This window comes from Gordonia sihwensis (genome assembly GCF_029632925.1).
Lineage (GTDB): Bacteria > Actinomycetota > Actinomycetes > Mycobacteriales > Mycobacteriaceae > Gordonia > Gordonia sihwensis.
On sequence record NZ_CP121248.1, the window covers coordinates 2,530,207 to 2,552,835 of the forward strand.

Here is a 22,629-nt window from a genome sequence, read left to right on the forward strand (position 1 = left end):
ACCGTCTGCCGTGCGGCGTCAGGTCTGTGTGTCCTCGTCGATGCTGAGTCGGATGGTGATGTCGATGCGCAGCCTGGCGAGTGTGTCGCGGGTGATGGCGTCGGTGATGGGTCGGATGGCGTCGGTGATCTGCTGGGTGAGCCAGGCGTGGAGGCCGGTCATTGCTGCCTCCCGTTTGGAAGTTGGGTGCCCGCGAACGTCACCTTGTGTGGTGTCGAGTCGCGGGCTGTTCCCCTGTTGTGCAGCTCGCGCCTCGCCGTGAAAGGTCGGGTCGTGGGCGTGGCTTGCGTCCCGGTCACTCGCATGACGTGGCGGGACTAACACGGGCGGGGACGTTTGACCCCCGACGCCGAGCAGCCCGTCGCGCGTCGGGGTGGCCGCCGTGTGGCGGCTAGGTTCCCGGTAGTTTCGGTCCGCGGCCCACCAAAGCAGAGGATCGGCGGGGCGACCGGGTCCGGGAACGCGAAACGGCACCGTCGTCCTGTGGAGACAACTGTGCCGTGCCGCTCACTCTACCGGATGAATCACATCGATGTCATTCACCCGTTGGAGATTGGTGTCGCGCCGATGGCTCCGGCGAGGATGCCGAACCGCTCCGGCGGCCAGAAGGTGCGGCAGTGCTGGCATTCGCATCCGTGCCGGCCGATCTGCAGAGCGGGTTGTCTGACGGTCTCCCCTGCACTGTCTGGCCTGTACACCTTGGCGGTTCCGCATGCTGGGCAGGGGTTCGGGAGTGTCCAGCGTCGTGGTGGGTCGAGGAGTTCGCGGGCCCGTGCGGCCCACCAGGTGAGGTCCGCGGTGCGTGCTTTCAGTGCCGGTACGTCCTGCGGTCTGAACTGCGTTTCTTCGAGCCATGCCAGTCTTCCTACGGTCCCTGTGACGTTGATGGGTGATACCCAGTCTCGGACGGTGCGGTCGATCTGGTCGCAGAGGTCGACGGCGTCGAGGACGACTGGTGGCATGGAGCGGGCGTGTGAGCCGTTGCCTGTGCCTTGGGCTCCGGCGATGTACTCGCGTAACTGCGTGTACAGCGGATCACCCCATGCGGGTTCGGTGGCTCCGTTGTCGCGTTCTATCAACGTGCGGGTGCGTCCGATCAACGCGTGGATGGCGTCTCGGAAGGCTTGGCGGGTGCCGGGCAGGTCGTGCTCGGTGGTGTCGGTCATGCGTCCTCCTGGTCGCTCTCGATGCAGTGGTCGGTGTGGTCCAGTACTCGCTGTACGAACTCGGTGTGATCGCCGTGGCCGGTGAGGGTGGTGCCGCACAGGCAGGTCCAGTGGTAGTGGATGCGGGATGCCACACGCGCGCGAACCCGAGACGAACGTGCCGTGAGCTTGGCGGTCATGCGTGGTCCTCCCGTTCTGTTCTCGGGTGCACGTAGAAGTGGTGGATTGCGACACTGCGGGCGGTATCGATGCGCCGCTGGTTGAGCCAGTAGCCGAACTGGCAGAACGTGAAGGCTACAGCTGCTACGACAGCGGTCGTTGTGGCGGGCCAATCGGATGCGACTGCGTATCCGAGCCAGAACCCGCCGATTCCGATCGGGCCTGGCGCGAGGGTGTCGGCGAAATGTGACCACCGCCCTGAGTCGGTTCCGGTCATGCGTGGTCTCCTTCGCGTGCGATGGTGTCGGCCAACTCGTGGTCGGCGTCGGTGGTGTGGCATTCGGGTCCACAGCCGTGCGGTCGTGGCGGCGGGTCGTCTCGATGGCAAACAAAACACCAGAAGTTATCCACGGGTCCTCCCCCGACGTCGCCTGCACTCAATGCAGATTCGAAACTTCCGCCCGTCGCCACGTTTGCCGTACGCCGTGTTCCCCGGGGAGTACGGGCCTTGACCCCGCGGGTTGGACACGCTTGATCCTGGTCTCGGACCAGGGAAAGCGAGAAGATCTAACCCGATGGCAAAGAAAAATTACTCCGAAGAGTTCCGCCGCGACGCAGTCGAGCTGTACCGCGACACCGGCGGCGCGACCGTAGCCGGGATCGCCGCCGATCTCGGCGTATCCCACGGCTCCCTGACCACATGGCTGAGAAATGCGGGTATCCCGATCCGCAGACCCGCCGCCACCGCTCCGGGGCCCGGCACCGGCGAGACACCCGAGCAGGAAGCCGCCAGGCTCCGCGCCGAGGTCGCACACCTACGCGCGGAGAAAACCAAGCTCGAAACCGAACGAGACATCCTGCGGTCGGCGGCAAAATATTTCGCCGGAGAGACGAACTGGTGAACCGCTTCCAGTTCGTCGCAGACCACTCCGACACCTACCCGGTGAAGCGGTTGTGCCAGGTCATCGATATCGCCCGCTCGTCGTACTACGCATGGATCAACGCCGCCGAGAAACGAGCCGCCCGGGCCGCAGCCGACGCTGAACTCGCCGACAAGATCCGCGCCGTCCACACGGTGGACAACACCTACGGGCGGCCCCGGATCACCGCCGAGATCAATCACGGACAACCCGCCGACCAGCGGATCAATCACAAACGGATCGCACGGATCATGCGCGCCAACAACATCGAGGGCCTGCGACTGCGCCGAAAACACCGCACCACCATCGCCGAACCAGCCGACACTCCGTCGCCGGACCTGCTCAACCGTGATTTCACCGCGATCGCACCGAATACCCGATACGTCGGTGACATCACGTATCTGCCATGCGGGGACAATGAGTTCTTGTATTTGGCCACGGTGATCGACTGCTTCTCCCGCCGCCTGGTGGGCTGGTCGATCGCCGAGCACATGCGTACCGAACTCGTCGAAGATGCCTTAGGTGCCGCAGCACTGACCCGCGGCGGTCTTGCCGGTGCAGTGTTCCACGCCGATCGCGGAAGTCAATACACCTCAAAGGGTTTCGCGATGATCTGCGCGAAGTTGGGTGTTGCGCAATCGATGGGAGCGGTGGGCACGAGCGCGGACAATGCCCTGGCCGAGTCGTTCAATGCGACACTCAAACGCGAAACGCTGCAAGGCGCAGCCCGCTGGGAATCGCCCCGGGCGGCAAGGCTCGCGGTGTTCCGGTGGATCACCCGCTACAACACCCGACGCCGGCACTCGTACTGCAACTATCTCAGCCCTGCCGACTACGAAAACGCTCACACATCCGATAGCCTGCAGAAAGCCGCGTAATCACAAACCCCGTGTCCAGTTTCCGGGGTCAAGGCCCTACTCGTGACCTGCCGGGCAATGGGTCTTGCGAGAATTGACGTTGGTTCCGTGCCGGATTGAGTCGTAATTGTTCTCAGACTGAGTGCCGTAGTAGAGATTCCCGATACTGTTGTTCGCAGGGTCGCCATCCTCATGGCAGACAACTTCCCCCTCTCCACGAGGCCCAAGGAACGTTTCCGCCACCAGCACATGCACCCTCACTACTGTTCCGCGGATGCCTGCCCTCCGGTAGCCGAGCGGATCGACTCCGAGTTTCAGCATCTTGGGGTAAGTCCAGGATTCATCAACTGGATGCTCTCCCCGAATCAGACGCGGATGCCCCCACACTCGACCGTGCGATGAAACCGAATATGCATCATCGGATGGCAGCTTCTTCCAGACCTCGCCGGAGTCGGTAGGAATCGGCAAATCCGACGGACGTTCGAGGGAGCCGCGCAACGCTTTTCGGTAGTGCGGATCGCACATGCCTCGGCGCTCGGAATTTCGTGTACATCCCTTGATGGAGCACTCTGGCGATCGTGCGGCCAATTCCTTGCGGTAGTGCTTGTCGCACTTCCTGGATCGACTGACGGGGGTTGAGCAGTTGGCGACGGAGCAGACACGGGTAGCCTTCATGGCAGCCCTCCTGAGATAGCAGGTGAGGTTAGGTCCCGGCTGAAGTGTTGGCGCACTTCGGTTGGGGCCGTTCTTGCATTCTAGCAGTTCAAGCATTGTTTTTGCTCCAACAGTCGGCGGTTGGGGCAACCTCGATGCGTGGTCGGGTGAGGGCGGTGAGGGTGATCGAGACGCCGGACGGTTCGTCTGGTTCGGCGATGCGTTTGGTGGCGTGGAGGGTGACGATGTGGGAGTCGTCGGTGATCCAGATGCCAGTGATGGCGTCGAATACGGCTCTGGTGAGCTTGTCGAGGTCTGGACGCTTCACGGCTGGCGGTGTGGGGCGTCGCTTTGCCGTCTGTTTAGGCCGTGGCATGACGAAATCGAGGTTTGCGCCTACTGGTCCCGGAGGGAGCATTCCGCCTCTCCTGCGGGCTTCTGAGGCGATTTCGGTTCGCCATGGTCCGACCGCTTTCGAGGACTCGAGCATTCGGCCGTTCCCGATGTGCCGCTTCGATCCCTGGGGTGCCGGTCGTCCTTCGACGAAGACGTGACGGTCAGTCATGCGATGCCTTTCTCGGCGAGGACGGATCTGACTTCGGCGGCACCGCGAGCGTTGCGCTCATCGGAATCCGGGTCGTGATCGCACACCCGGCGATTTCGGTACCCGGTGTCGTCGCACAGGTCGCACGCGTCGATCTCGGCTTTGCGGGCAGCTGCGACGGCATCGAGTTCCGCTCTCCGGAGTTCTGCCGCTCTTCTCGACTGCCGTTCAGTCCACCGCTCGTGCGCCTTCCGGAAGTTCGCGCACGGTCCGCATGGTGGCACTCGCACGTCCGCCGGCAGGTCGCGATGCTCGGTGCACCGGGATGGCGGCTCATGGTCAGGGTTCGTTGCCGATCCGGGGATGCTGGGTGTCTTCGTGGGATCGTCGTCGCGCGCGCACGCGTACTCCCCAACTTTCAACGCTGGGTCAGTACTTACAACCCCAACCTGAACCACAACCGACCCTTCCTCTAACCCTTCCGGGAAGGGTTCCGGGAAGGGTTCCGTTTCCCCAGGTCGCTGGAACCCTTCCGCTAAGGGTTCGGGTAACCCTTCCGGGAAGGGTTCCGGGAAGGGTTCGGCAAACCCTTCCGCTAACCCTTCGAGATGGGTTCGAGCCGCACCATTCAACGCAGCAATATCGTCCGCGACCTTGTCCGACTTCACTTCCGGCATCACCAACTGATCAAGCTCAGACGCAAGCACCGAAGCCAGCTTCGGAGACTCCACGTGAGCCAACGCCCGCAGAGCAGACTTCAGCACATTCGGCTGCCGCGCCACACCATCCGACCGCATGAACGTCCGAACCAACGTCTCCCCCGTATCCGGGTCGACGAACACGTACCGACGACGCTCCATACGGTTCAGGCGCACATGCATCTCAGCCTCAGACGGCACAGTCCCGCTCACATCACGCATAGCCCTCTGCCAGCGACGCATATTCATCGGCTGAACACCGGCGTAGTTCAACGCCGGCTGCCCGAGCAGCACCATGTACAGCCACTTGTCCCCCGAGTCCTGACAGGCGAAGTCGTCGTCGGTGAACATCGAGAACCACGCCTTCGCAAACTCTCTAGGCATCGGCGACCTCCATTGCGAGTAGCTGAACGCCGGCGGCGTACGCCTGCTGGGGGCAGACGCCGTTCCCGATGGCTCTTAGTTGCGCCTCGCGAGCCGCCGGTGCCGTGTATCCGGTCCAGATCGCCGGGTCTGTGATCCACCCGCCCGGCGGGCCCATCATCCACTCGGCAAAGCGTGCTGACAGTTCTGGAGTTCCGTTGGTGTTCAGCCCGGTCGGCGGTGGCGCCGGTCGGGTTATCTGCTCCCATCGATGAATGGCTGGTGCGTACTTTCCCCAGCGTTCAGGAGTGAAGTGATATTGCACCGAACCAAGGTCAGGTGACTTTCGGGCACGTTCGGAGGGGCAGTCTCCGCGCTGTCGCGCCCTGGGTGTCGGCAGGTATTCACCCTCAGCTGCGGCGACGGCGACACCGGGGAGGAGTAGTTCTTCGGACCTCGCCCCACCTCGACGCTTGTTCGTTCCGTTGGCGTTGCCGACAGTCGGGGTCGGAAGCAGGTCTAGAACATCGTCGGTTCGTCCACCTCTGGAAAGTGGACCGTGATCGCCGACAACGGCGGCGATTTCCGCCGCGCTTGCGCCGGGTTGTTCCGCGCCTTCTCCGAGTCTGCGACCGTCGGTGTCGGAAGGCGTGGCGAGGAGGAACACGCGCGCCCGATGGTGGGGGGCGCCAACGTCGGAAGCTCGTACAGTCGTCCACCTTGCGTCATACCCGATTTCGGCAAGGTCTCCGAGTACGCGACCGAGTGCCCGAAGATGTCCGTCTCCAGGGTTTCCCAGCGGTCCCGCGTCGGGGACCATGTCGCTCGCTGAATCGGCTGGTGCACTGAGAGCTCCTAAAACGTTCTCCCACAGCACATAGCTGGGGCGGAGTTGGTCGATGGCGTGACGCATGTTCACCCACAGGTTCGAGCGGGTACCTTCGGTCATTCCTGCGCGCTTGCCGGCCGCTGACAAGTCCTGGCAGGGTGAGCCGCCGGTGATGATGTCGACCGGTTCCACGCTGGACCAGTCAACGGTGGTGACATCGCCGTAGTTCGGTACGTCGGGCCAGTGGTGGGCGAGGATCTTCGATGGTGCCGTGTCGTACTCGACGTGCCATGCGACGGTGGCGCCGAACAGTTCCGCTGTCGCAAGATCCAGTCCGCCGTAGCCGCTGAAGAGTGATCCGATTCGCGGACTGTCGCCGGCCTTGCGCATCGCCGTCTTGTCGATGCTCATGCTGCACCGTCATCGAACAGTGTTGGCGTGGACATCTCGGCTTCGAGCGCGGTCAGGTTATCGACCGCGGCACGCCAGTACGACGGTTTGAGTTCGATTCCGATCGCGCGGCGGCCACGTTTCACCGACTGGTACAGCTCCGACCCGATCCCTCCGAACGGCGTGAGGACCAGCTCGCCGGGATTCGACCACAGTCGGACGCATCGGTCGATGAACCCGAGCTGCAGTGGCGCGATGTGGCGTTCGTCGGCCTGATCGCGGCCGGCGCGTGCGTTGAGGGTGTCGGACTCGCGGATGCCGTACCACACCGGGCAGATGTGGCCGTCCTCGGTGAGCCATCCGCCAGCGTGGATATCGGACCAGATCGGGGACGCCCACTCGATCCAGTCATCGTTGGTGACCTCACCGGAGGTGGTGTCGTGAGGGACGGGGACAGTGTTGTCGCCGGGCTTCTTGAAGATCAGCAGGTAGTCGGCGAGTGCGGGTCTGATGCGCATGCTGTCGCGGTTCTTCGACGCGAATGCGAGCTGCTGTGACTTGGTGCGGATCGACTGCGCCTGCGGGTCCTTCCAGATCGTGACCTCGCCGAAGAACACCCAGCCGACGGACTGGAACAGGCGGATGACGTCGCCGCGGAAGTCGGTGAGCCCGATGTATCCGTCGACGGCCTTCTTCGTCGCGACCTGCTGCACGTGGATGCACGCGTTGCGGCCCGGCTTGGTGACGCGCAGCTGGTGCTCGACGATGAACCGGTAGTGGTCGAGGAACTCGACGCGCGAGCTGCTGTTGCCGAGGTCCCGGACCGATGGCGAGTACGTGTATAGCGAGTCGAACGGGGGTGAGCACACTGACAGGTCGATCGAGTCGTCGGGGAGTTCGGCGAGGCGTTCGCAGGAGTCGCCGAGCAGCATCGACCAGTTGTCGCCGTGTGCTTCGTCGGTGACGTAGGGGGCGGTGTTCTCGGTCATGCGGCGTGGTCCTTTCGTGCGTGTTCGATGAGTGCGGCGGTGATGACGGACGCCTGCCGTTCCTTGCGTGCGACGTTGTCGGCGATCTGCGATTCGAGGTCCGACAGCACGATGTGGGCGTGGACTATCCGGGTCTGTCCGTAGCGGTAGCAGCGGCGGATCGCCTGGTAGTACTGCTCGTAGGAGTCGCCGAGGCCGACGAACGCCATGCGGGCGCAGTGTTGCCAGTTCATGCCCATCGACGCGATCGACGGTTTCGTGATCAGGACGCGGAAGTCGCCGTCCGCAAATCCGAGTAGCAGTCGGGCTTTCTCGTCCGGGTCGAGTGATCCGTGGACATTGACCGATCCGTGGATTGCGGCGGCGAGAGCATCGGCCTCGTCGTTCATGCCGACCCACAGCACCCATGGCTCATCGGGTTCTGCGGCAACGAGGCGTGCAGTCTCGGCGACGCGGGCGGCGAGAGTCTGCCGGCGCACTTGCGCTCTCCCAGACACTCCCCCGAGTTCTGTCGCGAACAGTTGCCCTTCGGATTCGATCTCCGCCTCGACGTAGTGAGGCATGATCTCGAGCCCTGGGAGGTCGTATCCGTCATCACTGCCGCCGATGTCGGACGGTCGGCGGATCGCGACAGCCCAGGTCGACATCCAGTCGATCATCGGGCGCAGTGCATGCCCCTTGAGTCGGTATCCGCCAGCGTTGATCTGATCGTGGACGAAGTACGCGGCCAGCATGTGGTTGCGGGCCATGCGACCGAGGAACTCGGCCTGGTTGGTGAGTTCTTCAGGGTCATTCGGTGCCGGTGTAGCCGAGCATGCGAGACGGGCTGGTACGTCGGAGAAGTGCTCGATGAGCATGGTGCGGGTCTTGCCGGTGGACTGCTTCAGGATCGATGATTCATCGAGTGCTACGGCGTCGATCAGATCTGGGTTGATTGACTCGACTCGCTCGTAGTTGGTGACCCAGATTCCGGGGCTGGTGATGTCCGATCCGTCGCGGACGTACTCCGCGGTGATGCCGAGCTTGGCGGCTTCCCGTACGGTCTGGGCGCACACCGCGAGCGGCGCCACGATGAGCGATGTGGGGCCGGACAGTCTCGCCCATTCGATCATCATGAATGTCTTTCCGAGCCCGGTGTCGGCCCAGATTGCGGCGCGCTGGGTGCGTGTTGCCCATGCGACTAGGTCACGCTGCCATGGATGCAGTTTCGAGTTCACGCGATTCGGTGTGACGTCAGGTCCGCCACGTGTGGAGACTGCCGTCTTAGCGTTGATGAAATCGTTGTAGTCGTCCATCGTTTCGCGGCCCATGCGGCCGGCCGCCAGCAAGTCTTGTGGTCTCATGCTGCTTCCGCCTTTCGTTTGGCGTGGTGTCCGTAGCCGGGGAACCGCTTCTGGATGGTGCGGCGTGCGACACCGATACGCTCGGCGACCCGGTTGTAGGAGGCACCATCACGCAGCATGCGTTCGGCGGTGGCAAGGTCAGCGGCACTCCACTCGTGGCGCGGCTTCATGCGGTTCAGTCGAGCCTGGCGATCCCTCTCGGCTTTCGCTCGCCGCTGCTGCTCGAGTTCGTAGTCGCGGCCACGCTGCAACTCCGGCAGACCGGTGCGCTTGTTGAAGTACTTGCGTTCGGTTTCGGTGACCATCGCCGTCAACGACTGCCACTCCTTGAGTTGAGCTTTCGTGCCTTTCGCTTCGGGGTAGTGGCGGGTGATCCAGGCGGCCGGGACGCCGATGGTGGCGGCGATTTCGCCGGGTGGGCATTCGTCGGCGATCAGCATGGTGATGGTGCGGTGCTCGTCAGGGGTGAACTCACGTCTGGTCACGCGGGTCGTCCTTCCAGTGCGGGTTGGTGGGTGTAGACGGGTCGCCCATCGCGGTCGTGGTCGGTGATGGTGGCGATCGTCGGGGTGTGGATGGTGAGGCGGACACCGTCGTCGTGCTTCCAGACGACGGCCGTATCCATTGCGGGGTTTCGCGAGTGGATGATGCGGATTTCGTCGGGTTGGCATGCGCGGGCGAGAGTGCACGCGGTGGTGACTGTTACGGTGCGCCGGCGTTCGGTGTGGCCTTCGACGACGACGTGCGTAGCGCCGATGCCGCGTAGCCATGCCCGGAGTTCGCGTGTCTTCGATGGCTTCCTGGTCACGATGTGCCGCCGAGGTGCTGGTCTGCCCATGCGCGGATCTGGCCGATCGGGATGGCGACCGACAGGGATTCGACGACTCCGAGGTGAGGTACCGGGATTTCGATGTACACCCAGTTGTCGGTGCGGTCGATTTCGACGTCCTGCTCGGTTTGGGATATCTGTGGTGCGCCGGCGATCGTGAGACCGGTCGCACACCCAGAGATACGGCTCATGCGAGGGGTTCCTGTCGGTGGTGCGCGTTAGTGTGCGCGGGTGAGTGAGGTGTCGTCAGCGCGGCCAGAAGGTCTGCGACCATCCGCCGGTAGGTGTCGTCGGGGTACGCCGGAGACACGCGGACAGACCTCGCGTAGTCGATCGTGCCGATCATGGACTTGGCGCGATCGATCACTTGCTTCTGAGCCTCACGCCACGTCGCGGCGACGTGTGCGCGATGATCACCCTCGTCGTCGAACCAGGTGCCGCAATGGCAGAGGATGAGGTGGGCGTCCTCCTCGCCGGGATTGACGGATGCGTGCGCGGCTAGGTGCTGTTCGAGCGTGATCATGCCGCACCGCCGTCCGACTCCAGGGCGGGTCGCCAACCAGCGTCCACGAGCACCACCGCAATCCCGCGAGCGTCGCGACGCCAACTTTCCGTGATGGACTCCCACCGCTTGCCCACGCCCCGCACCGTGAGCCGCGCCGCCTGTTCGATCAGCTTCTCCCGCTCAGCCTCCGCAGCAGCCTTCTCCTGCGCGGCCCGGTGCTCGGCTTCGAGGCGATCGGCGGCATGTGCGGTCGCGCCGATGATCCGGTCGATGTAGATGCGATCCACTGCGAGGTGATTCGGGGAGCATCGGCGCAGCACCCGGTTGACGAACCGCAGGTGCTCGGGATTGCTCGCGTCTGCGTCTGTCGCCGTCGGGTTCAGTTCGGGGCGTGCGGCGAGGACGAGGTCAACGACAGCGCGAATAGCGGATTCGACGCTGTCAATGCTCACGATTCGAATGCGGGCAATGTCAATCGCCTGCTGGTACAGGTCTTCGGTGGTGGTCATGCGGAAAGTCCTTCCGTAGAGGTGTTCATGCCGAGATAGCGGGTCGCAGTCGACAGTGAGATTTGGAGGCGTTCAGCGATCTCCGAGACCCTCATCCCCTGATCCCGCAAATGCCGGGCAGCGGTCGCATTCAGACGCATCCTGGTCACCGGAGGGATCTCCGGTCGGCCACCCTTCGCGATGTGGTATAGGCGTTGCACCTGTGATCGGCGTTTCGATCCGTACCCCGACAGTGGGACCGACGCCCACACGCCGACCGTGTCCGGACGCTCCAACGCCTTCTGTGCGCACGCCTGCACCATCGGGCACGACACACAGATGTCACGTGCCTGCTGCTGCTCCGCGTAGTCAGTCGAAAACCACAGTTCTGGGTCATGTTCGCGGCACGCGGCGATCATGATGCAGCCTCCTCGACAGTCTCGGCGTCCAGGACGTCCTCGAGCGTCGCCTGCGCCTCCTCCAGCGACGGTTCCGGCGCGTTCGACGCCAGAGCATCCACCCTGGCGGCACACAATGCCTGCAGGTCAGCAACCTTCTCCGGGTCATGCTCGCCCCACCGCTTCGCGAGATAGTCCGCAGTCCTCGTCAACCACCCCACATCATCGGAGGCGGCGATCTTGTCGGCCAGATCAGCCGGGATCGGAGGCACCCGAGGAACCTGCTCAGACACCACCGGCGTCGGCGCCGGCCGATCCTGCTGCATCTCCAACACTTCCTCCGGCGTGTACTTCAGACCGCCCATCACCTCAGGGCATGCCAGCCGCACACACTCCGAGATGGCACGCCAGCGGAGCATCGTCGCCGGGTCCTTCTCCCAATGACCGCGGCCCCACAGCTTCGCCTGCCGGGCCTTCGTCTCATCCCACCGTGAACGGTGCGTGAAGTCGGGGTCGTCAGCTCGGACGATCTCGCACACAGCCGTTCCGTCGTCCTCATTCCAGGCGCGGACACGGTGGCCGGCGGCGCGGGCGAGGGACGCCATCAGCGACGCGGACGGTGACGGCGTACCCGAGATCACGTTGATCTCGTTGATGGCGACGATCGGTTTGATGCCGAGCGCTTCGCCGTATTCGATGGCGGCGAGGACGTTGGCGGGTTGCTGCTTGTACGCCTGCGGCAACAGCCCCGCCTGCGCGAGCGCCTTCGCGTACTCCATCTTGGAGTGGAGGCTTTCGCCGCCGCTGCTCTGAACGATTTCGGTGGACATCACAGTCCCTTTCATGCGGCCCATGAGGGCAAGTCGATGGTGTGAATCTCGTTCCCGTGACCGGGCCACTCGCCAGTCAGCTCGCACACCGCGAACCGCTCCAACGCCAACCGGTTCAACTCCCGGCCACGATCGATGGCGGCATCCGACAGACGGCACACAGACACCAGGTGCGGGGCGACGACCGACACCACAACGAACACGAAATCCGTCACCGTGACACCACACTCAGTGAGGCCATCCATGTACCAAGCCGCCTGAGCGTGGTAGCCGTACTCGGCGACCGACTTCGCGAACTTGCGCGGATCGGCGTCCTGCGTCGTCTTCACATCGACCGCCACATCGGGGCGGAGGTAGTCGACACGGCCGCGGCAGCGGACACCAGACCACGAATCCGCCCAATACAGGGACACCTCCGGCGCACCGCCCGAGATCAGTCCGGCAGCAGTCTCATGCAAGCGGAAGGACTCGACGACCCTTTCGGCGCGCCGCCACTCCTTCTCCAGCACCGGGACCTCACCGGCCTCGCGGGCAGCATCACGCTTCTCGCGGGCTGCCTTCGTCCGCCAATCATCAGCCTCGATCACCCGGATATCGGCGCCCTTACTGAGGATCATCTTGTGGACGAGGTGCCCGAAGTCGAACTCCTTCTTGTCGGGGCGGCCGTTGAGCTGCTCGTGCCGGAACTCGGCCGGCGTGCGGGTCGCGAGGGTGCGCGCACCGGTGGACGACAGGGTCGTCAGGTCTCCGTGGTAGGAGTTCTCGTCGAGGTCGTGGATCAGACCTGAACGCTCGAATGTGGTGGTCATGCGGATTCCTTCGTGACAGCCCACGGATCGGGGCCGGGATGGTGGTGGATGGTGATGGGGCGGCAGATGCAGTACTCGCGGCCGCAGTCCTCGCACCAGGAGCGGCCCTGCACGCGCGGACAAAACGACTCATGACGCCCCAAGCTGTGGGGGCCGGCAGCGCACCGGCACGGCAGACGGCGGCTCATCGGTTGATCCAGCGGATAACCCACCGCAACTGCGGCGGCATACGAGACGGATCGACATCCTCGGCTTCGAGACGACCCGCAACAACCCCGCACACCAAAACAGTCAGGCCGAGGAGGATCAAGATCATGCTGTTAGTGAGCATCAGGTGTACTCCTTTCGGTGAGGTCCGGTCCCTGCCCCATCCCCTCTCAGGGCAGGGACCGGAAGTGCTTAGGCGGTCAGGCCGAGGGCTTCGCGGAGTCCGGCGGTCGGGACGCTGTAGCGGCCGCCGATGCGGATGACGCGGCACGGGAACGTTCCGTTCTTTGCGGCTTCGTAGGCGAGCGTCTTGCTGATGCCGAATGCGCGGGCCGCGGTTACGATGTCTGTGGCGACGCCCAGCTCGTCTAGTTCTTCCGGAGTCATCGCCGCTCCCCCTGTGTCGTGGCATCGGTGATGACGTGCGCGTAGTGCAGGAGCTGCTCGGCGATCTTCCGCGCATCGGGTGCAGTCATCTGCGCGGTGATGAGCGTCTGCCCGTCCGGTGCCGTCTCTATGAGGCGAACGACTCGGCCGTGCGGACCGAATCCGGCTTCGGTGTACAGTTCCCGCCCGGATGCGGCGTCGAAGCAACGCGTGTCGTACGTCGGGGCGCTCATGCCGGCACCGGGGTTTCCGTGCGCACGAACTCGAGCAGAGCTTCGAGGACAGCCTCAGAAGACTCGCCCTCGGAGCCGCGGACCTGGACATACGCCCACTCGCGATTGGAGTTCTCCACGTGCGAGCAGAAGATGCGGTCGAGGGCGTATCCGGACTCGGCGTAGACGTCGTGAGCGAGGTTGGACGCTTCGGCGATCCACCGGTCGTACACCCGTCCGAGTCGGACGATGGGCTGCTTTCCGTCTGCGGCGATCGCAGCGTCGACGATCGCCGCGGCCAGGGTGTCGATGCTCATTCGTGACCTCCTGCGGGTCGGAAGTGGCCGGAGAGTGCTCCGAAGTGGGCGAGAGAGTTGGCGAGCGTTCGGGCGGCCGCGCCCTCGACCGAGTACGGGCCGATCTCGAACTTCCATCCGGTCAGACCGTCGTCGACATACACGGACCGGAGCGGAACGCGGACGAACGAGTCGGTCTCGTCGATGCGCATCGGGATAGCGATCTCGTGCTGGACGTGACGGGTGGCGTCGCCGTCAACGCCCCGGTCCGGGTGGTCGGTGTCGAAGGTCGGGAAGGTCATGCCTGGACCTCCAACTGCGGGTCGGCGTAGTAGTCGGTCCAGACCTGCTCGAGCAGATCGCGGTCGGCTTCCGTGTACGCGAGGACGTCGCGCGTCTGACCGTTCGACAAGGTGAGCGGGTACTTCCCCGGCTCGACGCCGTGGCGTTCGATGTATGCGGCCTTGCAACGCTTCCCGAACACGCCGGCGATCGACTTCATGCGCTTCTCGCCGAGGTTCTTCTCCTTCAGAAAGTCCTTGGAGTAGAGCGGTCGTCTGTCCTCATCCAGTTCGGCGTTCTCGCCCATGCCGCGCGCGAGGATGACGCGGGCCTTCGCTTCGAGGTGATCGGGGTGGATGAGTCCCTGCGCGGCCTGGCACAGTTCCATCTGCGCTCGGGCCTGGAATATCGCGGCGTTGATCTGATGCTCGGTGGCGCGCGGGTTGATCGTCGCGCCCTTGTGGAAGTAGGCGTCGAGGGCGTCGGCGGCTTCGGACTGGTAGGCCCGGAGTTCGGCGCGCTTGTCGGCGCGGACGCGGTTCTCGTCGAGGGTGGCGAGCCACATCGTCAACGTCCGGCGATCGATGCCGACGACTTCGCGGCGCTGAGTGTCGCCCGGAAGCTGCATGGTGAAATTCGCCATGCAGGTCCACGACTTACCTTTGAGCTTCGCGAGCTGGCTCGACCAGTCGAGGCCGAAGTGTTCGACGATGGGCTTCATTGCGACGAACTTCTTGCCGTCGGTGTAGAGCGGCAGTGACGATCCGGGAACCCGGACCTCGACTGCGGTATCCTGAGTGTGCATTTGAATCTCCTTCTTGTGCTTGGCCCGTACCTGTGTCCGCAGGTGCGGGCCGTTTCTTATGCCGACTTTCGGGTGATCGCAGGCCCGTTTCGATTGCTGCCTGTCCAGTCGGCAATCACTTTCTCCACGAAAAGAACGCACTGAGGCACGCCCAGCTCGTCCGCGATCTTCGGGGCCACTTCGATGTCGCAGTTCTTCCGGGCGCCGCGTCGCAGGTGCGCGATGGTTGAAGTGTCGACGCCGACCTTCGCAGCGAGCTTCACATTCGACACGTTGCGGTACCGCATGTACTCGTCCAACAGTTCGTGGCTGATGAGCTGGACCGTGAGTCGCGGTCGGGATCGCTTGCTCATTTCACCTCCTCGGTGATTGTTGATTGGCCGTTCGCCAATCACTGTAACCATCGACGGTGACGGGCGCAAGCGCTTTCTCGAACCAGACGCTGCATGAACTGGAACTACACGTTCGTAGTTCGTAACTGCGACGGTTACAGTTGGACTGTCAATCGACCAGGCCGACATGGGAGTCTTCCGAGGTGAGTGCACTATCCGACCGCCTGAACGAAGCACGCGGAGACCGTTCCGTACGCGAGATCGGGCGGGCCGCGAACAAGGTCAACGGAACCGGCGAAAGCACGGTGATCCCCTACTTCAACGGGAAGCACGGGACACCATCACTGCCGGTACTGACCGCACTCGCTGATGTGCTGGACGTGCCGCTATCCGAACTCCGGACAGCAGCCGGACTCCCCGCCGGGGAACGCCTGCCCTACAAGCCGCCCGCCGAGGCCGACTTGCTCAGCAGGAGTCAGCGCACCGCCCTCGACGCGCTCATCAAGAGCATCGTCGAAACGCGAGGAGCCGACCATGACGCTGACACCAAACCTGCCTCTGACGCTGATCGTCCGCCGGCCTCGGGAACACCGCGCGAAACGCACCAAGGCAAGAAGAACAACGTCATGGACTTGAAGCCGGATGATTCAAGCCGCAGGACTCGACGCGGGCGCGACTTCACCGCAGACCCCATCGTCGAGCTGCCGCACGCATCCGACGACCGCGGGCCAGAGGACGAAGGTGAGGCCGAGCGTGAACGGCGACTACAGGACCAGCAGGGCGAGGAGCCGCAGGACGGTGATGAGTGAGCAGGGACGTCTACGTCTACGTCGACGAGACCGGCGACCGAGGGACATCAGGGTCCGCTAGTCCCATCTTCGGGATGGCCGCAGTGATCGTCGACGAGGACGGCGCGAAGCTTCTCCAGGCAGTCGTGCAGAAGCTCAGAGTGGCGTTCAAGGTCCCAGACGGCGAGGTCCTGTCATGGAAGCGCTACGTCAAGAACCATGACCGACGGAAGTATGCAGCTCAACTGTTGAGCAAGCTGAATGGAGTGCACGTCTGCTACGTCTGGGCGCACAAGGACGAGTTGCGCGAGGGCAGCTACCGCGACGACGGCAAGCGGTTCTACAACTGGGTCGCCTACCGCACCTACAAGGCGGCCATCTGGACGGCGAAGTATGAGTACGGCGCGGACGCCCGCGTTCACTTCCGCTTCGGCCATGTGAAGGGCTTCGATCACGGGCCAGGAAAGGCGTACATCGAGAAAGAATCGCAGGCCGACCCGAAGGTGCCCGACCATATGCAAGAGTCGCTGAGGTGGGTGTCTGCCGATCGGTATGCCGAGAGTCAAGCTGCGGATCTGTATGGCGGATTCTTGTCTGCGGCGATCTGGCCGCAGGGAAGCTTCGGCATGACTGAGTCGATGTACCTGAAGATGGCGTGGCCAGCGATCCGGAAAGGCCCGAACGGGTGCGCCATCCCGCTGGGACTATTCGCGATGCCGGACTACAGCCTGGCAACTGAGTCTGACTGGTTCCCGTGCGGCGAGTGCCCTAAGAAGGCGAGACGGATCGCCTAGGGCCTCCAGGGGCCGATCCACTTAAGGAGTGCGATAGCAGCACCGCGGGCTTACCCTGGCAGGCTCTAGCCGATCCGTCACCCTGACCCTAACCCACGCTCCTGACATTCCTGTGCACATTTGGCCAATATCACACATCGAATGACATCGGTGTAGTTCCTGGTCAGGATCAGTTTCTGTCAGAGGCTCGTGATTGGGTGCCCGGTATGTACCACCCATGGCGACACGCGCGAGACCTCGGAATCACCATCGAGTTCGTCCCCGGCCTCAGACCCCGAGGCACCTACGCCGCCGGACTCATCCAGATCCGCGCCGGCCTCTCCCAACGCGAACGCCGCGTCGTCCTCGCCCACGAAATCGTGCACTGCGAGCGAGGCGACGACGGCATCGCATGCTCCCGCTGGCACCTCCAGAAGCAAGAACGCCTCGTGCACATCGAGGCCGCGCGGCGACTGCTCCCCATCGAGGAGATCGCGGCCGTCCAATGCGAACCCGACCCCGCCGTCGCACTGTGGGTCGACGAGTACACGCTCGCGCTGCGCATGCACTACCTGACCGACGCCGAGCGCGACCAGCTCGACGTCGACGAGTGGAGGATCGCATGATCGACGACGACCGACGCCTGCTCGACTTCGCGGCACGCACCTACCGAGACCGCGGCGCCCACGCCGACGCCGTCCGCACCGAACTCGGCCTCAGCGTCACCCGCTACTGGCAACGAATCGGGAGACTCCTCGACAACCCCGAAGCACTCGCCCACAACCCAACACTCACAAACCGGCTCCGCCGCATCACCAGGAGATAGCCCACATGGCACGCCCACCACTCCCCCTCGGCACATGGGGCACCATCACCCGCACCGAAGTCTCACCCGGACGATGGCGGGCCCGCGCCAAGTACCGCGACTGGGACGGCCGCACCCGACCCGTCGAACGGTTCGGGAAGACCGGTGCCGCCGCCGAACGCGCCCTGAAGGAAGCACTCCGCGACCGCGCCAAACCAACAGACGACATCAGCGACATCACCCGCGACACCACCCTCACTGACCTCGCTGCCCTCTGGATCACCAAACGCGAAGCCGAAGGCAAACTCGCCCAAGGGACGATCGACAACTACAACGAGATCATCGATACCGTGATAGTTCCTGCGGTCGGCGCCGTCCGAGTCGGCGAAGCCACAGTCGGACGCCTTGACGCTTTCATCCGGGCTGTCGAATCCCCGAACTATGCGCGCCTCGCTAGGGTCGTGCTGTCGGGGATGATGAAGCTCGCTGCCCAGCACGACGCCATCACGCACAATCCGGTGGCCGATACGACGCGCCGCACCGCGGACCCAAAGCCGCCGCGAGCCCTCACAATCGCCGAGCTGCAGCAGTTGCGAGTGCGGATCGCGACGTGGTCTGGCGGCAATGCTCGCGGTGGCCCTCCACGTGGCCTCGACTTCCCCGACCTCGCCGACTGTCTCGTCGGGTCCGGTGGCCGCATATCTGAGGTCCTAGCGTTTCAGAAGTCGGCGATCCAGTGGGCTGACGGAGATACCCCGGCGATGATCCGCATCACCGGGAAGGTCGACAAGCGTGGGGTCTTCGTGCCGCAGGCGAAGAGTGACGGAGCAATGCAGTGGCTGCCGATGCCAGACTTCATGGTCGCCGCGGTGAAGCGCCAGATCGCCCGGAACCTCCCAACTGACGAGCTTGGCCTACTGTTCCCGTCGCGCACCGGTGGGCCTCGGCGTACGTCGAACATCCGGCGGCAGTTGCGTGCTGCGCGGTCGACCATCGTCTACGACGAGAACGGGGAACCTGACGGTCCCGAGGATCTGTTCGACTGGGTGACACCGCACGTGTTCCGGAAGACGGTCGCGACGATCATCGAGGGCGTTGAGGGTATGGATGCGGCTGCTGGGCAGCTCGGTCACTCGTCTCCGGAGATCACGCGCCGGCACTATGTGCAGCGGGCGAAGGTCGCTGCCGATATGCGGCATGCGCTGAATCAGTTGGCTCCGGTGCGACCTGTTTCGGGTGGGTTTCAGGTGGGTGAGACGAAGAAAGGCCCCCTCCCGGATTCCCGGAAGGGGGCCTGATCTGCGATTGGTGGTGCGCGCAAAGGGATTCGAACCCCTGACCGCTGGTGTGTAAGACCAGAGCTCTACCGCTGAGCTATACGCGCCCGGCCGAGACGTGCTGCGGCCCACACCAAGATATCGGCTCGGCGGCGTCGGACCCAAACCGGGATACGCGCGACCGCTACGGCTAGCGTGAAGCGGAGCCCCCATTCCACGGAAGGATGCCCAGTGACGACCATCGTGCCGCAGGAACCGCTGATCAGCGCACTCGAGACTCAGTGGAAGGCCATCGACGACCTCGTCTCCCCACTGTCCGACGCGCAATGGACCGCCGCGTCACCCCTGCCCGGGTGGCAGATCCGCGACATCGTCGCACACATCGCGGGCACCGAGTCGATGCTGGCCGGCAGGCAGCCCGAGTCGTCCATCGACACCTCGCAGATCGCCCACGTGAAGAACCCGATCGGCGAACTCAACGAGCGGTGGATCGACCACTACCGATCGCGGTCCCGCGACGAGCTGATGACCGACCTCCGCACGGTGACCGCTGAGCGCAGCAAGGCGCTGCGCGGCATGACCGAAGGCCAGTGGGACGCCGAGACGGCCACGCCCGCCGGTCCGGACACCTACGGGCGATTCATGCGGGTCCGCGACTTCGACTGCTGGGTGCACGAGATCGACATCCGCGACGCGCTCGGCCTCGGCGTCCCCGAGAACGTGGAGCCGGCGCACTGGGCGCTCCGCGAGATCGAGAGCTCGATGCCGTACGTCGTCGGCAAGAAGGCTCGCGCCGAGGTCGGCAGCACTGTCCGTTTCGACATCACCGGCCTGTATCCGTTCACCTTCTTCGTCGTCACCGAGGACCGCGCCGCGGTGGTGCCGGCCGTCGACGGAGAGCCCGACGTCACGCTCCGCCTCGACGGGCTCGACCTCGCCCGTTCGGTCGGCGGACGGCCCAGCGCCGGCGACGCGGAGGTGGAGGTCACCGGCGATACGGAACTCGGCGCGGCGATCATCCGCAGCCTGCATTACCTCATCTGAGCTCTCCCGGTCCCCCGCCCGCCGACGCCGGGACCACGTTCGACTCGACCGGGAACTGTGACTCAACCGACACGCTCGGGCGTTGCGGCGAGTGTCGCACGTCCGGTGCAATGTAATTGTTGTGACTACTGAGACTCCTGTTACCGACGACCGCCGCCGCACGCGCTTCCGCCGCGGGCGGCGACTCACTGCTGCTGTCATCGCGGCGGCCGCCGTAACGACGATCGTCGCGCCCGCGGCGTCGGCCAAGACCGACGTCGCCGGAACGCTCGACGCCGTCTCCCGGATCATCACTCAGAATCTGAGCACGCAGCGCGGAGTCTCCGACACACCGTTCGACGTTCCGTCGTACCTCTGGGTGCTGACTCATCCGCTCGGATCCGGCACTCAGAACCTGCCGCGCCCGAATCAGAAGACGATGTGCAACACCGTGATTCAGATCGGCGATTCGACGTCGGTGGGTCTGGACAACTCGCTTCGCGTGCCCAGCCCCACCGACCGCATGACCCCCCAGTACCGGCGCGTGGGCGCGAAGAAGGTCTATCTCGACGCGGCCAACGGCCGTGCGGTCGTCGAACCGGCCGGCGGCCGCCCCAGCGGACTCGAAGCGATCGACGATCAACGCCGCCGCGGCCACGACGGCTGCTGGGTCATCGCACTCGGAGCCAACGACGCGGCACGCATCGCGGAGGGCAGTCATATCAGCGCCGACCGCCGCATCGACCTGGTGATGCACCGTCTGGCCGGCCGACCGGTTCTCTGGCCCACGGTGCGCACGGGCGACGGAGCCCTACCCCAGTACGCCGACGCACACATGCGCGCATTCAACGCGGCGCTCCGCCGTGCTGCGCACCGCTACCCGAACCTGCGGGTCTACGACTTCGCCGCGCATACGGACCGGTCCTGGTACGTCGACGGGGTGCACTACACCCCGGACGCGATGATTCAGCGCAACCGCCTGCTCGCGACCGCGCTGGCCACCTCGTTCCCCCGGCGCTGAGCCCGGCGCCTCGGTCACACCGTCACGCGGCCCGACCGGTGGAACGGCGCTACTGCGCGACAGCCGCCAACGCCGCGTCCCAGGTCTCGTCGCCGCGCTGTTCGCCCGGACCGACCATCGCCGAGTACGCCACGACACCGTCGCGCCCGACAACGAACGTCCCGCGATTGGCGAAGCCGCGCTCGGCGTCGAAGACGCCGTACGCCTCCGCCACCGCACCGTGCGGCCAGAAGTCCGAGAGGATCGGGAACAGGAAACCCTGCGCCGACGACCACACCTTGTGAGTCGGGGGCGGGCCCACCGACACCGTGACCACGGTGACGTCGTCGTTGTCGAAACGCGGCAGATTGTCGCGCAGAAAGCCGAGTTCGCCTTCGCACGTGCCGGTGAAGGCCAGCGGGAAGAAGACGATCAGCACATTGCGGTCGCGCAGCGCGGAGAGCTTGACGACCTGATTGTTCTGGTCCCGCAACTCGAAATCCGGGGCGAGAGTCCCCGTCGCGAGGGGTGCGGCCACCGACTGAGCGGCCATCAGCGCTTACCCGCGCGCGCCTTCGGCGTGACCAGACGGGCGCCGGACCAGTCTCCGAGATTGACGACGGAGGTCTGCGTGAGTCCGGCGGTCGGCGCGGCCTCCGCGATCTCGCTGGGATCGACGTAACCGTCGCGGCCGGTCTTCGGCGACAGCACCCAGATGAACCCGCCTTCGGCGAGCGGACCGATCGCGTCCATCAGCGCATCGACGAGGTCTCCGTCGTCGTCGCGCCACCACAGCACCACGGCGTCCATGACGTCGTCCGCATCGTCGTCGAGCATCTCGGCATCGATCGCGTCCTCGATCTCGATTCGGAGATCATCGTCGGTGTCCTCGTCCCACCCGATCTCCTGCACCACCATGCCGTTGGTGAAACCGAGCTTGACAGCCCTGCCTTCTGGGGCGGTTACCACCGCGTACGACCTCCATTCGATGTAGCGGGCCGTGCATTCCGCACGTGCCGGGCCACGCCACGACGGCGCAACTTATGTGACAGCGTAAAGGCAAACTACCCCCGAGCACAGTGTCTAACCGCCCGAAGTACGGGATTGGTGCTTCTCTGCAACGGATTCGGGACGGTTCACGCCGATCCCGCGGGGAGATACCCCGCGCACGTGTCGAGTAGTGCGGTACGGTCCGCGTCCCATCTGTCGGAGGCGCCGTTGAGCGCTTGGCGCCGCTTCGCCTGAATCTGCTCGGCCAGGCGTTCGGCACTGGCGACGAATGCCTCCACCTGCGCGTCGACCTTCTCCGGCACCTCGGGCGAGACGGCCTTGCGGACCTCCTCGGCACCCGTGTCGAGAGTGTCGACCGCCCAGCGGTCCTCGGATCCGACCTTCGCGTAATCCTGGACCTCGTTGAGGCGTTTGACGAAGGCGTTGTAATCGCGTGCCATCACACCGGCCGAAGTGATCACCTGCTGGCACAATCGGACGACGGCGACTTTCTCCGCTTCGGAGGATCCCGCGCGGGCAACGGTCCTGGTGACCGTGCCGACCGAGACCGTCGGACTCGGCGACTCGTCGTCCGATGAGCACGCCGGGACGGCGGCGACAGCGGTCAGCGCCGTCGCCGCGACCACGATCGACCGAGCCGTCCGGCCCACGAGGTCCCCC

35 protein-coding genes and 1 tRNA gene are annotated in these 22,629 nt (G+C 64.7%); 8 read left to right on the top strand and 28 right to left on the bottom strand.

The window, feature by feature from the left end; genetic code table 11:
- Positions 1 to 18 precede the first annotated feature (18 nt).
- The 3 genes from P5P27_RS12220 to P5P27_RS12230 all read right to left on the bottom strand — a co-directional run bounded on the left by P5P27_RS12220 (position 19) and on the right by P5P27_RS12230 (position 1,345).
- Positions 19 to 162 (bottom strand): hypothetical protein, encoded by a 144-nt coding sequence (locus P5P27_RS12220; protein WP_278124134.1) that lies wholly within the window; start codon positions 160 to 162, stop codon positions 19 to 21.
- A gap of 377 nt (positions 163 to 539) precedes the next feature.
- A complete protein-coding gene (locus tag P5P27_RS12225; RefSeq protein ID WP_278124136.1) occupies positions 540 to 1,166 on the bottom strand; it encodes a DUF7341 domain-containing protein in 627 nt (208 codons plus the stop codon).
- Entirely contained in the window at positions 1,163 to 1,345 is a 183-nt protein-coding gene (locus P5P27_RS12230) for a hypothetical protein (protein WP_278124137.1), read from the bottom strand. The genes P5P27_RS12225 and P5P27_RS12230 overlap by 4 nt, the downstream gene beginning before the upstream one ends.
- 555 nt (positions 1,346 to 1,900) lie before the next feature.
- Between P5P27_RS12230 and P5P27_RS12235 the strand changes: the two genes are divergently transcribed.
- Positions 1,901 to 3,123, top strand: a protein-coding gene (locus P5P27_RS12235) for an IS3 family transposase (protein ID WP_085950748.1) whose coding sequence is annotated in 2 segments (ribosomal slippage) — positions 1,901 to 2,207 and positions 2,207 to 3,123 — 1,224 coding nt in all. Because the reading frame shifts where the segments join, the coding sequence is not laid out codon by codon here.
- A gap of 36 nt (positions 3,124 to 3,159) precedes the next feature.
- Here the strand turns inward: P5P27_RS12235 and P5P27_RS20810 are convergent.
- The 21 genes from P5P27_RS20810 to P5P27_RS12330 all read right to left on the bottom strand — a co-directional run bounded on the left by P5P27_RS20810 (position 3,160) and on the right by P5P27_RS12330 (position 15,313).
- Complete coding sequence (locus P5P27_RS20810; protein ID WP_423201236.1) at positions 3,160 to 3,873, bottom strand: HNH endonuclease signature motif containing protein; 714 nt, start codon at positions 3,871 to 3,873, stop codon at positions 3,160 to 3,162.
- A complete protein-coding gene (locus P5P27_RS12240; RefSeq protein WP_278124141.1) occupies positions 3,866 to 4,321 on the bottom strand; it encodes a RusA family crossover junction endodeoxyribonuclease in 456 nt (151 codons plus the stop codon). Before P5P27_RS12240 ends, P5P27_RS20810 begins: the two co-directional genes overlap by 8 nt.
- Positions 4,318 to 5,382, bottom strand: coding sequence for a hypothetical protein (locus P5P27_RS12245; RefSeq protein ID WP_278124143.1), 1,065 nt, complete (start codon positions 5,380 to 5,382; stop codon positions 4,318 to 4,320). Before P5P27_RS12245 ends, P5P27_RS12240 begins: the two co-directional genes overlap by 4 nt.
- On the bottom strand, positions 5,375 to 6,601 hold the full coding sequence (locus tag P5P27_RS12250) for a DNA cytosine methyltransferase (protein WP_278124144.1): 1,227 nt from the start codon (positions 6,599 to 6,601) through the stop codon (positions 5,375 to 5,377). The genes P5P27_RS12245 and P5P27_RS12250 overlap by 8 nt, the downstream gene beginning before the upstream one ends.
- Positions 6,598 to 7,569: a DNA-methyltransferase gene (locus P5P27_RS12255; protein ID WP_278124146.1), complete on the bottom strand. Its 972-nt coding sequence runs from the start codon at positions 7,567 to 7,569 to the stop codon at positions 6,598 to 6,600. Before P5P27_RS12255 ends, P5P27_RS12250 begins: the two co-directional genes overlap by 4 nt.
- Positions 7,566 to 8,912: a helicase-related protein gene (locus P5P27_RS12260; protein WP_278124148.1), complete on the bottom strand. Its 1,347-nt coding sequence runs from the start codon at positions 8,910 to 8,912 to the stop codon at positions 7,566 to 7,568. Before P5P27_RS12260 ends, P5P27_RS12255 begins: the two co-directional genes overlap by 4 nt.
- The gene (locus tag P5P27_RS12265; RefSeq protein WP_278124150.1) at positions 8,909 to 9,352 is read right to left on the bottom strand and encodes a hypothetical protein; all 444 of its coding nucleotides are present in this window, start codon (positions 9,350 to 9,352) and stop codon (positions 8,909 to 8,911) included. Before P5P27_RS12265 ends, P5P27_RS12260 begins: the two co-directional genes overlap by 4 nt.
- A gap of 41 nt (positions 9,353 to 9,393) precedes the next feature.
- Positions 9,394 to 9,720, bottom strand: a complete 327-nt coding sequence (locus P5P27_RS12270) for a hypothetical protein (protein WP_156479485.1) — start codon at positions 9,718 to 9,720, stop codon at positions 9,394 to 9,396.
- On the bottom strand, positions 9,717 to 9,932 hold the full coding sequence (locus P5P27_RS12275) for a hypothetical protein (RefSeq protein WP_278124153.1): 216 nt from the start codon (positions 9,930 to 9,932) through the stop codon (positions 9,717 to 9,719). The genes P5P27_RS12270 and P5P27_RS12275 overlap by 4 nt, the downstream gene beginning before the upstream one ends.
- Positions 9,929 to 10,264 (bottom strand): hypothetical protein, encoded by a 336-nt coding sequence (locus tag P5P27_RS12280; protein WP_278124155.1) that lies wholly within the window; start codon positions 10,262 to 10,264, stop codon positions 9,929 to 9,931. Before P5P27_RS12280 ends, P5P27_RS12275 begins: the two co-directional genes overlap by 4 nt.
- Positions 10,261 to 10,755: a hypothetical protein gene (locus tag P5P27_RS12285; protein WP_278124156.1), complete on the bottom strand. Its 495-nt coding sequence runs from the start codon at positions 10,753 to 10,755 to the stop codon at positions 10,261 to 10,263. Before P5P27_RS12285 ends, P5P27_RS12280 begins: the two co-directional genes overlap by 4 nt.
- Entirely contained in the window at positions 10,752 to 11,153 is a 402-nt protein-coding gene (locus tag P5P27_RS20815) for a WhiB family transcriptional regulator (protein ID WP_423201237.1), read from the bottom strand. Before P5P27_RS20815 ends, P5P27_RS12285 begins: the two co-directional genes overlap by 4 nt.
- Positions 11,150 to 11,962, bottom strand: coding sequence for a recombinase RecT (locus tag P5P27_RS12290; protein WP_278124158.1), 813 nt, complete (start codon positions 11,960 to 11,962; stop codon positions 11,150 to 11,152). The genes P5P27_RS20815 and P5P27_RS12290 overlap by 4 nt, the downstream gene beginning before the upstream one ends.
- Before the next feature lie 11 nt (positions 11,963 to 11,973).
- Positions 11,974 to 12,771: a PD-(D/E)XK nuclease-like domain-containing protein gene (locus tag P5P27_RS12295; protein WP_278124159.1), complete on the bottom strand. Its 798-nt coding sequence runs from the start codon at positions 12,769 to 12,771 to the stop codon at positions 11,974 to 11,976.
- Between the two features lie 184 nt (positions 12,772 to 12,955).
- Complete coding sequence (locus P5P27_RS12300) at positions 12,956 to 13,102, bottom strand: hypothetical protein (protein WP_157225319.1); 147 nt, start codon at positions 13,100 to 13,102, stop codon at positions 12,956 to 12,958.
- A gap of 68 nt (positions 13,103 to 13,170) precedes the next feature.
- Positions 13,171 to 13,365 carry a DNA-binding protein gene (locus tag P5P27_RS12305; protein ID WP_278124162.1) on the bottom strand — a complete coding sequence of 65 codons (195 nt, stop codon included), beginning with the start codon at positions 13,363 to 13,365 and terminating at the stop codon, positions 13,171 to 13,173.
- Positions 13,362 to 13,598 (bottom strand): hypothetical protein, encoded by a 237-nt coding sequence (locus tag P5P27_RS12310; RefSeq protein ID WP_278124163.1) that lies wholly within the window; start codon positions 13,596 to 13,598, stop codon positions 13,362 to 13,364. The genes P5P27_RS12305 and P5P27_RS12310 overlap by 4 nt, the downstream gene beginning before the upstream one ends.
- A complete protein-coding gene (locus P5P27_RS12315) occupies positions 13,595 to 13,894 on the bottom strand; it encodes a hypothetical protein (protein ID WP_278124165.1) in 300 nt (99 codons plus the stop codon). The genes P5P27_RS12310 and P5P27_RS12315 overlap by 4 nt, the downstream gene beginning before the upstream one ends.
- Complete coding sequence (locus P5P27_RS12320) at positions 13,891 to 14,175, bottom strand: hypothetical protein (protein WP_278124167.1); 285 nt, start codon at positions 14,173 to 14,175, stop codon at positions 13,891 to 13,893. The genes P5P27_RS12315 and P5P27_RS12320 overlap by 4 nt, the downstream gene beginning before the upstream one ends.
- Positions 14,172 to 14,960, bottom strand: a complete 789-nt coding sequence (locus P5P27_RS12325) for a phage antirepressor N-terminal domain-containing protein (RefSeq protein WP_278124169.1) — start codon at positions 14,958 to 14,960, stop codon at positions 14,172 to 14,174. The genes P5P27_RS12320 and P5P27_RS12325 overlap by 4 nt, the downstream gene beginning before the upstream one ends.
- A gap of 56 nt (positions 14,961 to 15,016) precedes the next feature.
- A complete protein-coding gene (locus P5P27_RS12330) occupies positions 15,017 to 15,313 on the bottom strand; it encodes a helix-turn-helix domain-containing protein (RefSeq protein WP_278124171.1) in 297 nt (98 codons plus the stop codon).
- 182 nt (positions 15,314 to 15,495) lie between these two features.
- Between P5P27_RS12330 and P5P27_RS12335 the strand changes: the two genes are divergently transcribed.
- The 5 genes from P5P27_RS12335 (at position 15,496) to P5P27_RS12355 (ending at position 18,956) form a co-directional block, all read left to right on the top strand.
- Entirely contained in the window at positions 15,496 to 16,101 is a 606-nt protein-coding gene (locus tag P5P27_RS12335) for a helix-turn-helix domain-containing protein (protein ID WP_278124173.1), read from the top strand.
- The gene (locus P5P27_RS12340) at positions 16,098 to 16,874 is read left to right on the top strand and encodes a DUF3800 domain-containing protein (protein WP_278124175.1); all 777 of its coding nucleotides are present in this window, start codon (positions 16,098 to 16,100) and stop codon (positions 16,872 to 16,874) included. The genes P5P27_RS12335 and P5P27_RS12340 overlap by 4 nt, the downstream gene beginning before the upstream one ends.
- Before the next feature lie 206 nt (positions 16,875 to 17,080).
- The gene (locus P5P27_RS12345; RefSeq protein WP_278124177.1) at positions 17,081 to 17,479 is read left to right on the top strand and encodes a M78 family metallopeptidase domain-containing protein; all 399 of its coding nucleotides are present in this window, start codon (positions 17,081 to 17,083) and stop codon (positions 17,477 to 17,479) included.
- Positions 17,476 to 17,679: a DUF3263 domain-containing protein gene (locus P5P27_RS12350; protein ID WP_278124179.1), complete on the top strand. Its 204-nt coding sequence runs from the start codon at positions 17,476 to 17,478 to the stop codon at positions 17,677 to 17,679. Before P5P27_RS12345 ends, P5P27_RS12350 begins: the two co-directional genes overlap by 4 nt.
- Before the next feature lie 5 nt (positions 17,680 to 17,684).
- Positions 17,685 to 18,956 carry a tyrosine-type recombinase/integrase gene (locus P5P27_RS12355; protein ID WP_278124181.1) on the top strand — a complete coding sequence of 424 codons (1,272 nt, stop codon included), beginning with the start codon at positions 17,685 to 17,687 and terminating at the stop codon, positions 18,954 to 18,956.
- Positions 18,957 to 18,967: 11 nt separating this feature from the next.
- Here the strand turns inward: P5P27_RS12355 and P5P27_RS12360 are convergent.
- Positions 18,968 to 19,042, bottom strand: a tRNA-Val gene (locus tag P5P27_RS12360).
- 124 nt (positions 19,043 to 19,166) lie between these two features.
- On the opposite strand from P5P27_RS12360, the gene P5P27_RS12365 reads away from it, so the two are divergent.
- Entirely contained in the window at positions 19,167 to 19,979 is an 813-nt protein-coding gene (locus P5P27_RS12365; protein WP_278124183.1) for a maleylpyruvate isomerase family mycothiol-dependent enzyme, read from the top strand.
- A gap of 121 nt (positions 19,980 to 20,100) precedes the next feature.
- Complete coding sequence (locus tag P5P27_RS12370; protein ID WP_006895219.1) at positions 20,101 to 20,979, top strand: SGNH/GDSL hydrolase family protein; 879 nt, start codon at positions 20,101 to 20,103, stop codon at positions 20,977 to 20,979.
- A gap of 49 nt (positions 20,980 to 21,028) precedes the next feature.
- Here the strand turns inward: P5P27_RS12370 and P5P27_RS12375 are convergent, their stop codons facing one another.
- The 3 genes from P5P27_RS12375 to P5P27_RS12385 form a co-directional block, all read right to left on the bottom strand.
- A complete protein-coding gene (locus P5P27_RS12375; protein ID WP_006895216.1) occupies positions 21,029 to 21,511 on the bottom strand; it encodes a redoxin domain-containing protein in 483 nt (160 codons plus the stop codon).
- Positions 21,511 to 21,876, bottom strand: coding sequence for a DUF3052 domain-containing protein (locus tag P5P27_RS12380; RefSeq protein WP_423201257.1), 366 nt, complete (start codon positions 21,874 to 21,876; stop codon positions 21,511 to 21,513). Before P5P27_RS12380 ends, P5P27_RS12375 begins: the two co-directional genes overlap by 1 nt.
- A 218-nt stretch (positions 21,877 to 22,094) precedes the next feature.
- Positions 22,095 to 22,619, bottom strand: coding sequence for a hypothetical protein (locus tag P5P27_RS12385; RefSeq protein ID WP_278124187.1), 525 nt, complete (start codon positions 22,617 to 22,619; stop codon positions 22,095 to 22,097).
- Positions 22,620 to 22,629: the final 10 nt, after the last annotated feature.

Excerpts from the sequence above, each read along its gene's own strand:
- P5P27_RS12220 (WP_278124134.1), bottom strand. The coding sequence starts at position 162 with ATGACCGGCCTCCACGCCTGGCTCACCCAGCAGATCACCGACGCCATC.
- P5P27_RS12225 (WP_278124136.1), bottom strand. The coding sequence starts at position 1,166 with ATGACCGACACCACCGAGCACGACCTGCCCGGCACCCGCCAAGCCTTC.
- P5P27_RS12230 (WP_278124137.1), bottom strand. The coding sequence starts at position 1,345 with ATGACCGCCAAGCTCACGGCACGTTCGTCTCGGGTTCGCGCGCGTGTG.
- P5P27_RS20810 (WP_423201236.1), bottom strand. The coding sequence starts at position 3,873 with ATGCTTGAACTGCTAGAATGCAAGAACGGCCCCAACCGAAGTGCGCCA.
- P5P27_RS12240 (WP_278124141.1), bottom strand. The coding sequence starts at position 4,321 with ATGACTGACCGTCACGTCTTCGTCGAAGGACGACCGGCACCCCAGGGA.
- P5P27_RS12245 (WP_278124143.1), bottom strand. The coding sequence starts at position 5,382 with ATGCCTAGAGAGTTTGCGAAGGCGTGGTTCTCGATGTTCACCGACGAC.
- P5P27_RS12250 (WP_278124144.1), bottom strand. The coding sequence starts at position 6,601 with ATGAGCATCGACAAGACGGCGATGCGCAAGGCCGGCGACAGTCCGCGA.
- P5P27_RS12255 (WP_278124146.1), bottom strand. The coding sequence starts at position 7,569 with ATGACCGAGAACACCGCCCCCTACGTCACCGACGAAGCACACGGCGAC.
- P5P27_RS12260 (WP_278124148.1), bottom strand. The coding sequence starts at position 8,912 with ATGAGACCACAAGACTTGCTGGCGGCCGGCCGCATGGGCCGCGAAACG.
- P5P27_RS12265 (WP_278124150.1), bottom strand. The coding sequence starts at position 9,352 with ATGCTGATCGCCGACGAATGCCCACCCGGCGAAATCGCCGCCACCATC.
- P5P27_RS12275 (WP_278124153.1), bottom strand. The coding sequence starts at position 9,932 with ATGAGCCGTATCTCTGGGTGTGCGACCGGTCTCACGATCGCCGGCGCA.
- P5P27_RS12280 (WP_278124155.1), bottom strand. The coding sequence starts at position 10,264 with ATGATCACGCTCGAACAGCACCTAGCCGCGCACGCATCCGTCAATCCC.
- P5P27_RS12285 (WP_278124156.1), bottom strand. The coding sequence starts at position 10,755 with ATGACCACCACCGAAGACCTGTACCAGCAGGCGATTGACATTGCCCGC.
- P5P27_RS20815 (WP_423201237.1), bottom strand. The coding sequence starts at position 11,153 with ATGATCGCCGCGTGCCGCGAACATGACCCAGAACTGTGGTTTTCGACT.
- P5P27_RS12290 (WP_278124158.1), bottom strand. The coding sequence starts at position 11,962 with ATGTCCACCGAAATCGTTCAGAGCAGCGGCGGCGAAAGCCTCCACTCC.
- P5P27_RS12295 (WP_278124159.1), bottom strand. The coding sequence starts at position 12,771 with ATGACCACCACATTCGAGCGTTCAGGTCTGATCCACGACCTCGACGAG.
- P5P27_RS12300 (WP_157225319.1), bottom strand. The coding sequence starts at position 13,102 with ATGCTCACTAACAGCATGATCTTGATCCTCCTCGGCCTGACTGTTTTG.
- P5P27_RS12305 (WP_278124162.1), bottom strand. The coding sequence starts at position 13,365 with ATGACTCCGGAAGAACTAGACGAGCTGGGCGTCGCCACAGACATCGTA.
- P5P27_RS12310 (WP_278124163.1), bottom strand. The coding sequence starts at position 13,598 with ATGAGCGCCCCGACGTACGACACGCGTTGCTTCGACGCCGCATCCGGG.
- P5P27_RS12315 (WP_278124165.1), bottom strand. The coding sequence starts at position 13,894 with ATGAGCATCGACACCCTGGCCGCGGCGATCGTCGACGCTGCGATCGCC.
- P5P27_RS12320 (WP_278124167.1), bottom strand. The coding sequence starts at position 14,175 with ATGACCTTCCCGACCTTCGACACCGACCACCCGGACCGGGGCGTTGAC.
- P5P27_RS12325 (WP_278124169.1), bottom strand. The coding sequence starts at position 14,960 with ATGCACACTCAGGATACCGCAGTCGAGGTCCGGGTTCCCGGATCGTCA.
- P5P27_RS12330 (WP_278124171.1), bottom strand. The coding sequence starts at position 15,313 with ATGAGCAAGCGATCCCGACCGCGACTCACGGTCCAGCTCATCAGCCAC.
- P5P27_RS12345 (WP_278124177.1), top strand. The coding sequence starts at position 17,081 with ATGTACCACCCATGGCGACACGCGCGAGACCTCGGAATCACCATCGAG.
- P5P27_RS12350 (WP_278124179.1), top strand. The coding sequence starts at position 17,476 with ATGATCGACGACGACCGACGCCTGCTCGACTTCGCGGCACGCACCTAC.
- P5P27_RS12355 (WP_278124181.1), top strand. The coding sequence starts at position 17,685 with ATGGCACGCCCACCACTCCCCCTCGGCACATGGGGCACCATCACCCGC.
- P5P27_RS12375 (WP_006895216.1), bottom strand. The coding sequence starts at position 21,511 with ATGGCCGCTCAGTCGGTGGCCGCACCCCTCGCGACGGGGACTCTCGCC.
- P5P27_RS12380 (WP_423201257.1), bottom strand. The coding sequence starts at position 21,876 with ATGGTGGTGCAGGAGATCGGGTGGGACGAGGACACCGACGATGATCTC.